8 protein-coding genes and 1 rRNA gene are annotated in these 11,115 nt (G+C 50.7%); 1 reads left to right on the top strand and 8 read right to left on the bottom strand.

All coding sequences use genetic code 11. The features are described from left to right. From A7E48_RS00765 to A7E48_RS00735, 7 genes are all read right to left on the bottom strand, one after another. A 16S ribosomal RNA gene (locus A7E48_RS00765) occupies positions 1-302 on the bottom strand; the annotation flags it as partial. Between the two features lie 774 nt (positions 303-1,076). After that, complete coding sequence (gene tyrS / locus A7E48_RS00760) at positions 1,077-2,387, bottom strand: tyrosine--tRNA ligase (protein ID WP_068168154.1); 1,311 nt, start codon at positions 2,385-2,387, stop codon at positions 1,077-1,079. An 84-nt stretch (positions 2,388-2,471) separates the two neighbouring features. Then, the gene (locus A7E48_RS00755) at positions 2,472-4,781 is read right to left on the bottom strand and encodes an AAA family ATPase (RefSeq protein ID WP_068168151.1); all 2,310 of its coding nucleotides are present in this window, start codon (positions 4,779-4,781) and stop codon (positions 2,472-2,474) included. 105 nt (positions 4,782-4,886) lie between these two features. Next, positions 4,887-5,438, bottom strand: a complete 552-nt coding sequence (locus A7E48_RS00750; RefSeq protein ID WP_068168148.1) for an adenine phosphoribosyltransferase — start codon at positions 5,436-5,438, stop codon at positions 4,887-4,889. Positions 5,439-5,601: 163 nt separating this feature from the next. Continuing rightward, positions 5,602-7,050, bottom strand: a complete 1,449-nt coding sequence (gene argH, locus A7E48_RS00745; RefSeq protein WP_068168146.1) for an argininosuccinate lyase — start codon at positions 7,048-7,050, stop codon at positions 5,602-5,604. A 75-nt stretch (positions 7,051-7,125) separates the two neighbouring features. Next, positions 7,126-8,328: an argininosuccinate synthase gene (locus A7E48_RS00740; RefSeq protein WP_068168142.1), complete on the bottom strand. Its 1,203-nt coding sequence runs from the start codon at positions 8,326-8,328 to the stop codon at positions 7,126-7,128. 132 nt (positions 8,329-8,460) lie between these two features. Further along, complete coding sequence (locus tag A7E48_RS00735) at positions 8,461-9,984, bottom strand: long-chain fatty acid--CoA ligase (RefSeq protein ID WP_068168139.1); 1,524 nt, start codon at positions 9,982-9,984, stop codon at positions 8,461-8,463. A gap of 146 nt (positions 9,985-10,130) precedes the next feature. Here A7E48_RS00735 and A7E48_RS00730 point away from each other — a divergent pair, with 146 nt between their 5' ends. Further along, positions 10,131-10,538: an ankyrin repeat domain-containing protein gene (locus A7E48_RS00730; RefSeq protein ID WP_068168136.1), complete on the top strand. Its 408-nt coding sequence runs from the start codon at positions 10,131-10,133 to the stop codon at positions 10,536-10,538. 62 nt (positions 10,539-10,600) lie between these two features. On the opposite strand, the gene A7E48_RS00725 is transcribed toward A7E48_RS00730, so the two are convergent. After that, a complete protein-coding gene (locus tag A7E48_RS00725; RefSeq protein ID WP_068168132.1) occupies positions 10,601-11,080 on the bottom strand; it encodes an arginine repressor in 480 nt (159 codons plus the stop codon). Positions 11,081-11,115: the final 35 nt, after the last annotated feature.

Below are 11,115 nucleotides of genomic sequence, written 5' to 3'. Positions count from 1 at the left end.
CTCAGGCCGGCTACCCGTCGTCGCCTTGGTGAGCCATTACCCCACCAACAAGCTGATAGGCCGTGAGCCCATCTAAAACCAGTACAAACCCTTTCCACAAAAAACCATGCGGTTCCTTGTCATATCCGGTATTAGACCCAGTTTCCCAGGCTTATCCCAGAGTCAAAGGCAGGTTACTCACGTATTACTCACCCGTTCGCCACTAATCCAACCAGTGCAAGCACCAGTCTTCATCGTTCGACTTGCATGTGTTAAGCACGCCGCCAGCGTTCGTCCTGAGCCAGGATCAAACTCTCCGTTAGAAAACAAAAAAGCTTGAATAACCTGATCTCAAAATAAAAACGAAACAATGATTCAAACGCCACACGGGGTACGGTGACTCATCACTGCTTCAAGCTGTCATTCTGATAACCAAAAGGTATTCAAAAATACATATAAATATTTGGTATCAGTTTCAGTCAATAAGCCTCCCCAATATTTATGAGAAAAGGAGGCCATTTATTGAACAAAGCACACTATTGAGTTCTCAAACAACAAACCACACGAACCAATCACACCACTTACATCGTGGCAACTGCAGAACGTCAGTCAACATCTTGTTTACATTTTTCGTTACCCTCATCGGGGCAACTCGTCTAGCTTACCAGGTGTCCAGCGACCATGCAACACGAACAACCGTGAAACACACCACATTCTTTCAATCAGAGTAACCAGCAAAACCAGCTACAAACCCGAAGAAAAACACCCTATAAACTTATCCGAATCACCGTCTGACTAGGAGTTTCTTTCACTCCCTCGCCCCGGCGACTCGTACTACTTTACACACTCCACAACACCCCCGCAACTCCAGTTTGATAGAGCTGGCTCACATAACTGTCGTTTATTGAATACTCATCTTTCTAACGAGAGATGTTTTACCTAGTAAATCAGGGGTTTTTAACGTCCATTAGACAACACTGTGGCGTATATCAGTAATCTGTTTCACTCAAAATACATTGACATTCCTAATAAAAAAGCCGAAATCAGACCTGAAGGTCTGATTTCGGCTTTTCACAGCGTATAGAGAGTTAGAACGGTTAGGAATTCCGAACTTCTACTACTGCCATGTTCTTCTTTCCTCGACGAACTACCGCATACTTGCCATGAAGTAGCTCCGGAGCTGCAATGGCAGAATCCTCGCCCTGTACCTTTACGTTGTTGACTGAAGCACCGCCCTCTTTCAAAGTTCGTCGTGCTGCTGACTTCGATTCAGAAAGACCAGTCTCGGTCAAAACCGTAATCATATCTAGCTGGTCCGGAGTCACTACAGCATGCGGTAACTCAGCTGTTGCAGCAACCAGAGTGTCCTCATCCAAATCTGCCAATTGTCCCTTACCAAAGAGTGCCTCTGAAGCAGCAATAACCTTTTCAGTTGCTTCCACGCCGTGGACCAAAGCGGTCACTTCGTAGGCCAAAGTCTTCTGACCCAAACGCTTGTAAGGTTCCTCTTCAACTGACTTCTGGATTTCAGCAATCTCATCACGAGTCTTGAAGGTGAAGACTTTAAAGCGATTAGCGACGTCGGCGTCGGCAGTATTGAGCCAGAACTGGTAGAAGGCATAGGGGGTGCACATCTGCGGATCAAGCCAGATGGCGTTGCCCTCAGACTTACCAAACTTAGTCCCATCAGAATTAGTGATGAGTGGCGTCCCCAATGCATGAACGTGCGCACCTTCGACCTTACGAACCAGCTCAGTACCGGAGGTAAGGTTGCCCCACTGATCCGAGCCACCACACTGCAAAGTAACTCCGTACCGGCGATTAAGTTCTAAGTAATCGTTACCCTGCAGAATTTGATAAGAGAACTCAGTGTAAGAAATACCCTCATCAGAGTTCAGGCGCTTTGCCACAATCTCTTTTTTCACCATGGTTCCCACACGGAAGTTCTTACCAATCTCCCGCAAGAAATCAATAGCCGATAGCTCCGACGTCCACTCCAAGTTATTCACCATTTGAGCAGCATGGTCGCCCTTGAAATCAAGGAAGCGCTCAATTTGACCGCGCAGTTTTTCGACCCACCCCTCAACTACATCACGAGAATTAAGAACTCGCTCTGATGTCTGGCGAGGATCACCAATCAAACCGGTAGCACCACCCACCAGCCCGAAGGGATTATGACCAGCCAGCTGAAGACGACGCATCGTCAGCAACTGCACCAAATGACCCAAATGAAGTGAAGCCGCCGTGGGATCATACCCAATATAGAAGTTCACCGATTCTTCAGAAAGAGCCTTTTCCAGTGCAGCTTCATCGGTACTCACATGCACCAGACCGCGCCACTTGAGTTCCTGCCAGATGTTCTCGAAAGAATCATCATTGTGCTGCGTTTCAAGAATGCTGGTTGACACTCTTTCTCCATTCATTAGCATTACGTGCTTACTTCATTACTAAGGTACAAACTACCAGGTCGCTATCACTAGCGGTCTGAGCCGCTAAGACTCTAATCCTGAGGGAAATTCCTCGGCCCCAATCAGGTACAGGCGCTGAGTCGGACGAGTCATCGAAACATACAAGTCTCCAATAGAGCCATTAGCTGCCCTCACTAAATCATTGGGTTCGACGATAATAACCACATCAAACTCAAGCCCTTTTGCCTCCCAAGGAGTGAGTACCAAAATCTGATTTTCCAAGGCGGTCTGCGATGTACCGGTCTTATCCCGATGTGCTCGTGCTACCGCATTAGCCACCTGAGCAAATTTTTCTGGAGCAGCAATGACACCGATCAAGCCTCCGGCAGCAAACCGAACTTCTTCCGTTACCTTATCCACAACAGTAGAGATAAGATCTTCAGATTCAACATGTATAAGGAAGGGTGGCCACTCCCCCTCTCGAACAGCTCGCGGGGCTGATACATCTTGACCAGCCGCCTGCGCCACGGCAACAGCCGCATCAGAAATCTGAGCGGGGGTTCGATAATTGACGCTGAGCGTATCTAATTCGAAACGCTCCCCCACGAACGGCTCCAACGCGTCCTGCCAAGAATGAGAAGCAGCTGCTGAAGACGCCTGAGCAATGTCTCCGACAATAGTGAAAGACTTCATGGGACAACGACGGAAGAGAAGCCGCCACTGCATCGGTGAGAGTTCTTGAGCCTCATCGACCACCACATGCCCATACGCCCAGGTGCGATCTGACTTAGCTGCCTGAGCCGCCGTCATGCGCTGAGCACCCGTCTCGTTATAAAAAGCAATTTGCTCGGCGGTAATCACACCATCGACACCAAAATCTTCTAGCTCATAATGCACATTTTCCAGCGCTTTGCGAGCATTCTCCAGGTTAGCTTTATGCTCCGCCGCCGCGCGAGCGGTTGCCGCAGCACCGGTAATCTTTCCAAAATCACCGAGCAATTCAGCAGCTTCATCAAGCAGCGGAACATCCGCCTCGGTGAAAGGAGCAGACGCAGGGCGGACCAACAAATCACGCTCCGCGTCAGTAAACTCCCGCAACGCCGAATCTAAATACTCGCGTTTGGAAAATAGCGAGCGTAATAGAGTCTCCGGAGAGATAGGCATCCACGCCAGATTCAAAGCCCGACGCACATCCATTGATTCACGGACATCGTCCTCAATATGCGGCCGATCAACCTGCCTACCAGCAGCCTCATCCAGTTTTTTGTTCAGTTGCTGACCCAAGTCCCGGATCAGAATTTTCACAAAAGTCTCGCGTGCCTCATTATGGGGCTTACCGGTTGAACGCGCTTTCTCTCGCGCATAATCAACCATTTTTGGAGTGAGCAAGAGTTCGGTGGAATCTACCGTCAATCGCTTCGGTTCCTTGATGCGCTTTTCGCGGTCTTTCACCGCACGCTTGATAGCACGAACCATCCGAAGATCGCCTTTGAGCCTGGCGACCTGCGGATTGTTCTCTGGAACCGCGTGCAAACCCGGGTAAAGCGACGCCAGGGATGTCATCACAACGCCAGTCTCGCCCAAGGACGGCAGAACACGCTCGATGTACCACATGAACGAAGCGCTAGGTCCGACGACCAAAACACCAGCTTTGTTCAACCGCTCACGAAAGGTATAGAGCAAATAGGCCGCACGATGCAAAGCAACCGCCGTCTTACCCGTACCCGGGCCGCCCTGAACAACGCGGACACCAGGTAAATCAGCGCGAATAATCTTGTCCTGCTCCGCCTGAATAGTTGCAACGATATCGCCCATACGACCGGTACGCTTGCGATTGAGCGCAGCGAGAAGAGCGCCCTCGCCGTGCAAATTGTCCTCAGTATCAAGCATAGTGGAATCAAGAACATCATCTTCGATTCCCACCACATTGCGCTTTTCCAGCATCAAATGACGGCGGCGGCGGACATTCTGCCGGTCAAAAGCCGTTGCCTGATAAAAAGTGCCAGCCTCCGGCGCGCGCCAGTCAATGAGAAGACGCTCGTGTTCTTCGGTGGCCAAACCGATACGCCCGATGTATCGGGTCGTTTCATCGTCAAGATCGAGCCGACCAAACGCTAACCGGTGGTCTACAGCGTTGAGCTGCGCCAACCTATCCTCGTAGTGGCTGGCATACGCGTCTCGTTCCGAACGATTCTGGTGCGTGCCGATTGTTTGCGAACGCCGAATATTTTTGAGCTTGGCATCGGTATCTTCACGCATCTCGTCCAGACGTAAATACAACCGATTGACGTAGTCCCGCTCCAACTGCAATGCCTGAGCATAAGCGGCCTCAGCAGCTTCAGAATCAACCGGGGATACCGGGCCTCGAGCATTCTCCGAATTATGATCAGTCACGCACGTTTCTTTCTCTAAATTTAAAACTGAGACGTTCTAGTTTACGCGTCAAAAGGCCGCTTGGAAATAGGGCGGGTGCCCTTCAAAAGTTAAGGGTGGGAAAACTTATTCAGAGACAATAGATAAAGACTCAACCAGATGCGGTCCAATTGCTTCACGACCGCCTAGCCCCTCTAACTCAAGGAGTACTCCCACACCCGCGACTTTCAGTTGCGCTTGGTCCATAAGGTTCACTGCAGCAGCAAGGGTACCGCCGGTTGCCAGCAAATCATCCACAATCAAAACGCGCGTACCGGCGGGGATATCATCCCGGTGAATCTCGATTGCAGCTGAACCGTATTCCAGCTCGTACTCCTTGGTATAGGTATCGCGAGGGAGCTTACCTGCCTTGCGAACAGTCATTACACCGGTTCCTGCACTATAGGCAATAGCAGAAGCAAGCAGGAATCCACGAGCCTCCACACCGGCTACGATGTCAAAAGTTCCCGCGAACCGTTCGGTCAGTTCATCGATACAGCGGCGGAATACCTGCGGATTAGCAAAGAGAGTAGTGACGTCGTAGAACAAGATTCCCGGTTTAGGAAAGTCCTGAATTTGCGCGCACGCTGCGGGCACGGCGTCTTGAATGGAAAGGTTTTGAAGGTCTGCTGAAATCATCGCGGGTAAAACTTTCACACCGAAAAACGGTGATTGCTTTTATAAATGGTCAAAGAATCCTTCAAAAATTATACGCGCAGCAGGAGCCTGCGAGCTCGGAACAATCTCTGACACGCAAAACCCGCCTGCTCTCCGAGAAGAACAGGCGGGCCTTAGAAATGAGTTAGCTATTGACTATTGCAGGTCGCTCGGCAAAATCTTTAAGCTCTGCCAGTACCTTCTTCAACGCCGTTAGTTGCTCTGCCACTGCGCTAGGAGAAGTACCTCCCTGAGCAGAACGAGAATTCAAAGAACCCTCAACTGTCAAGACCTCGCGAACCTGCGGGGTCAGATGCTTAGAGATTGAAGCGAAATCTTCATCTGAAAGATCCCACAGTTCGCAGTTCTTTTCTTCGCAAACACGAACTGCTTCACCGGCAAGTTCGTGAGCCACGCGGAAAGGTACGCCTTGGCGAACCAACCACTCGGCAATATCGGTTGCCAGTGCAAACCCCTGGGGTGCTAACTCAGCTAAACGCTCAGTATTGAAGGTGAGAGTGGACGTCATGCCAGACATTGCCGGTAAAAGAACTTCCAGCTGATCAATAGCATCGAAAACCGGCTCTTTATCTTCCTGCAAATCGCGGTTATAAGCCAGCGGAAGAGCCTTCAGAGTTGCAAGCAATCCTGATAAATCGCCAATGAGTCGACCGGCTTTACCGCGAGCAAGCTCTGCGATATCAGGATTTTTTTTCTGCGGCATAATCGAGGAACCGGTCGAGAACGAATCGTGCAACTTCACAAAGGAGAACTCCTTGGTTGCCCACAGAATCACTTCTTCGGCAAATCGAGAAAGATCCACAGCAATCATGGCCGCTACCCAAGCAAACTCGGCATAAACGTCCCGAGCCGCCGTGCCGTCGATCGAATTAAAAGTCGCTGATTCAAAACCCAATTCCGCAGCTACAGCCTCCGGATCAAGACCCAAGGAGGAGCCAGCCAACGCGCCAGAACCATAGGGCGAAACCGCAGCACGCGCGTCCCAATCACGCAATCGCTCCACGTCTCGGCTCAATGCCCAGGCGTGCGCCAGCAACTGATGGGACAAAAGGATAGGTTGAGCGTGCTGCAAATGAGTACGCCCAGGCATCGGCGCATAAGGATGAGCCTCAGCCTGTTCAACCAGTGCATCGATCATGTCTAAGACGCCAGAGGCGATGATGGAGGCATGATCGCGCAGATACATGCGCCCCAAGGTGGCAATCTGATCATTACGCGAACGACCAGCGCGTAATTTGCCGCCCAGCTCAGCCCCCGCACGTTCGATGAGACCTTTCTCCAATGATCCGTGCACATCTTCATCTGAGTTTGCCGGAGTGTAAGAACCATCGCGAACATCAGCTTCCAGCTGATCCAGGGCAGAAATCATCCCCGAAAGCTCAGTGTCGGTAAGCAAACCAGCTTGGTGGAGCACGCGAGCATGAGCCCGTGAACCGGCGATATCGTAAGGCGCCAGCCGCCAGTCAAACTGGGTAGATTTCGACAACGCAGCTAAAGCATCCGAAGGGCCGCCGACAAACCGACCGCCCCACAAAGCACCAGAATTTGTGCCATGTTTTTCATGAGAAGACATACAAAGACCCTAAAAACTTGGAGAAAAAACCACTAGAAATTACAGGGGCGGACTGCAACCAGCCCGCCCACAGTCCTACTTGCCCAACCGCTGATCGCGCGAAGATGCAACCTTAGAAGACATACCAAACAGTTCAATGAATCCCTTTGCCTGGGACTGATCGAAGCTGTCGCCTTCATCGTAAGTCGCCAAGTTGAAATCGTAGAGAGAGGTATCTGAACGACGTCCGGTGACAACTGCGCGTCCTGAATGCAGATCCATGCGAATCTCGCCATTGACCATCTTCTGAGTGTCATCGATAAACGCATCCAAAGACTTCTTCAGAGGGGAGAACCACTGACCGTCATACACCAACTCGGTCCAGCGCTGACCCACAGTCTTCTTGAAACGAGCCTGTTCGCGCTCAATAGTGACGTTTTCAAGTTCCTTGTGCGCAGCAATCAAAGCCATCGCGCCAGGTGCCTCATAAATTTCACGGGATTTGATACCTACTAGGCGATCTTCTACCAAATCGATACGACCAACACCCTGTGCGCCGGCACGATGGTTCATCTGCTGAATCGCTTCAAGCGGTGATACAGCCTGACCATCAATAGCTACCGGAATACCTTCTTTGAAGGTAATGACGACGGTATCGGGAGCCGGCGCGAAAGTTGGATCATCAGTGTAGTCGTAGACATCCTTGCTCGGGCCATTCCAGATGTCTTCGAGGAACCCGGTTTCCACCGCGCGCCCCCAGACGTTTTGATCAATAGAGAAGGGATTCTTCTTTGTGGTTACAATCGGCAAATTATTCTTCTCTGCATACCCAATTGCCTTTTCACGAGTCAACGCAAGGTCGCGAACGGGTGCAATGCACTTCAAGTCGGGGCCGAGAGTCTGAATGGCGACCTCAAAACGAACCTGGTCATTACCCTTGCCTGTGCAACCGTGAGCTACGGTAGTTGCGCCGAAGTCTTGAGCAGCTTTCACCAGGTGCTTAGAGATGACGGGACGCGATACCGCAGAAACTAGCGGATATGCATCCATATACAAGGCATTAGCCTTCAGCGCGGGCATGCAGTATTCGCTAGCAAATTCATCGCGGGCATCTGCCACATATGCTTCGACGGCGCCGCAGTCGAGAGCGCGCTGGCGAATAGTCTCAAGATCCTCGCCGCCCTGTCCTACGTCAACAGCAACCGCAATAACTTCTGCTCCTGTGGCCTCGCCAATCCAGCCAATTGCTACGGAGGTATCTAGACCACCTGAATATGCAAGTACTACGCGATCCTTCATCGTCATCCTTTCGTGGTCTGCCTAGGCAAACAAAAAAATGGGTTATAAATAATTATTAACATGAATCAATAATTATGCAAGTTGGAGTGACCGAAGTGAGCCCAAATTTCTTCATCTTCAAGGAAACTCATACTATTGCGTCAGCTCCCGCTTCAGGATTTTCCCCGTAGGACCCAGCGGTAAATCTTTCACGACCCGAAATTGACGAGGGTACTTATAGGACGCCAGTTTCTCTCGGCAGAGGGTGTTCAGCTCCTCAATCAAAGCATTCTGGGCAGCTATATTTAGAGCCTCCTTGGGAACAATATAGGCACAAATTTCCTCACCCACTCGCACATCCGGTACACCTACCACTGCAACCAGACGCACCCCCGCATGGGAATACATGACATCTTCAATCTCCCGCGGATACACGCTGTAACCATGCCGCAAAATCATGTCTTTAATACGGTCAACAATGAAGATATTTCCCAGCTCATCGATACGGGCCACGTCCCCCGTGGCAAACCAATCGCCGTCAAATACTTTCGCAGTTTCCTGGAGATTACCCCAGTAGCCAGCCATCACATTATCGCCTCGCACCCATAACTCGCCGGGCTCATTTGCAGGAAGTTCTTGCCCATCCTTCCCCCGCACCGCAACTTGGGCTCCAGGAATCGCACGCCCCACTGAACCCACTACCAACCCAAATCGTTCTTGGTTGAAGCTGACGACGGGCGCCGTCTCAGACAAACCGTATCCTTCATAGATAGGGCATGCCAAGAGACGCGCAAAATCAGAATGCACCGATGCCGGTAAAGGAGAACCGCCAGATATCCCAAACCGGATTTTTCCGTATAAACCACTTACATCCCGTGTTTCACAGTAGGCAGCTAGGGCCGAGTACATCGAAGGTACAGCTGCGAAGACCGTAACGCCCTTCTGTTCACACAGCTCAGCTGCGGCGTCGGGAGTAAACCTTGGAAGCAAGGCAATGGATGCTCCTGCAGCGAAGACAGCATTCATAGAAACGGTCTGCCCGAAGGCATGGAAAAGCGGTAGCCCACCAAAAAATACATCATCAGAACGGTACTCAAAGAAATCTGCCACGGTGCAAGCGTTCGAAAGCAGATTCTTATGTGTCAGCACAGCACCTTTAGGTTTACCCGTAGTGCCGGAGGTATAAAGAATTACTGCAGGATCATTCTTACCCACAGCATATGAAGTCCACTCCCCTGCATCTTCTGATGATTCATCGGCGGGAAAAGTAGTATGAGCACTTATTTCTATCTGTTGAACCGCAGATATTTGGTGGCTTGAACTCTCTAGGGCAACTCTGGAGCTATCCCAGCAAATCAGCAGGCGCGCCCCCGAATCCTCTATATGAAAATTGACCTCATCGGTACTGAGTAGAGGATTCAACGGCACCACCACGGCCCCCATGCTGAGAGCAGCAAAATAAAGGACAGGCATCTGCACTACGTTCGGTAAGGAGAGGGCAACGCGATCCCCAGGGCAAACACCCAGGTGTTGCAGCCATTTTCCCGCTTGACCTACCGCTGCTTTGAGGTCTGGATAGGACAGCTCAACATCATCTGTGACCAGCGCGGTTGCTTCTGAAGACGAAGATTCCAGAAGATGGGCAAGATTGAACTGGGATGACTTAGAAAGTGCCACCGTTTCTCCTCTTCAAATATTCGCTGGATTCTGCCGAGCGGAATAGGTATCAGCATCTTATGCCGTTATGGGTTTATTTTATACAGGCTATTGCACCAATTCCCTTATTATGATTTACTCATAATAAGGGAATGGAAAGGTTTCAAATGCCAGTTGAATCAACAAGTTTTGAACTCAGCGATGAAGAAATTGAGTTTCTCAATGCCATCTTTGATGTAGTAAGGGCTGGCCACCTTGCCAAGCTAACCTCACTACTCGACCAAGGAATCCCTGTAGATTTTACAGACGCCAAAGGGGATTCGCTTCTCATCCTTGCCGCCTACCATGAGCACACTCAGCTGGTGGAGCTCTTACTAAGCCGAGGAGCAAATATCGATGCACTCAATGACCGTGGACAGACCCCACTGGTCTGCGCAGTCTTCCGCAACAATGAAGAAATCACCAAGATCTTGCTTGATGCCGGCGCAGACGCTCGGCTAGGCCACCAAACCCCTGCAGAGGTTGCTGATTTTTTCAATTTGCCACACATGAAAGAACTGTTAACCGGGAAGTAGAGCCGCTAGGAACGGTAAGGAACCCAACGGTGCGAGGCAACCTCCTACGGTAGGTTCCACATTTACGCGGCCCATTCAAGAAATTGCTCCGCCAACTCTTCTGCTCCCATGGCGGCGCGAGTGATAACCATGACAGTGTCGTCGCCCGCGATAGTACCAAGAACACGGTCGATTCCTGCTTGATCAATGGATGACGCGAGAAATTGTGCGGCACCCGGGGGCGTGCGCAAAATAACGAGATTGCCCGAAGCTTCAGCTGTGATGAGAAGTTCCTTGAAGAGAGAAATCATACGGGCATCAATACCATCTGATGATGAACGACGGACCGGATGATTAGGCACAGCATAAATAAGACCTGATTTTTCGTCCCGTACGCGTTCTGCCCCAATTTCTACAAGATCTCGGGAAAGCGTAGCTTGAGTGACTTTGACGCCGTCGTCGGTCAGCAATTGCGCAAGGTCTGCTTGGGAGCGCACTCGGTGGGTGGAAAGCAGGTCTACGATGCGCGCTTGCCGCGCGGTTTTGGTGGAAGGGATTGCCATCTATTTGTTCCTCGTATGCGAAGTGATTTTTTATT

It is taken from the genome of Rothia sp. ND6WE1A (genome assembly GCF_001683935.1).
Taxonomy (GTDB): Bacteria; Actinomycetota; Actinomycetes; order Actinomycetales; family Micrococcaceae; genus Rothia; species Rothia amarae.
The sequence above is the reverse complement of the archived record's forward strand: the minus strand, read 5'-3'. Positions and strand labels throughout refer to the sequence as shown.

Bases quoted from the DNA above. Each gene is read 5' to 3' on its own strand.
- A7E48_RS00750 (WP_068168148.1), bottom strand. From the start codon at position 5,438: ATGATTTCAGCAGACCTTCAAAACCTTTCCATTCAAGACGCCGTGCCC.
- argH (WP_068168146.1), bottom strand. From the start codon at position 7,050: ATGTCTTCTCATGAAAAACATGGCACAAATTCTGGTGCTTTGTGGGGC.
- A7E48_RS00740 (WP_068168142.1), bottom strand. From the start codon at position 8,328: ATGAAGGATCGCGTAGTACTTGCATATTCAGGTGGTCTAGATACCTCC.
- A7E48_RS00730 (WP_068168136.1), top strand. From the start codon at position 10,131: ATGCCAGTTGAATCAACAAGTTTTGAACTCAGCGATGAAGAAATTGAG.
- A7E48_RS00725 (WP_068168132.1), bottom strand. From the start codon at position 11,080: ATGGCAATCCCTTCCACCAAAACCGCGCGGCAAGCGCGCATCGTAGAC.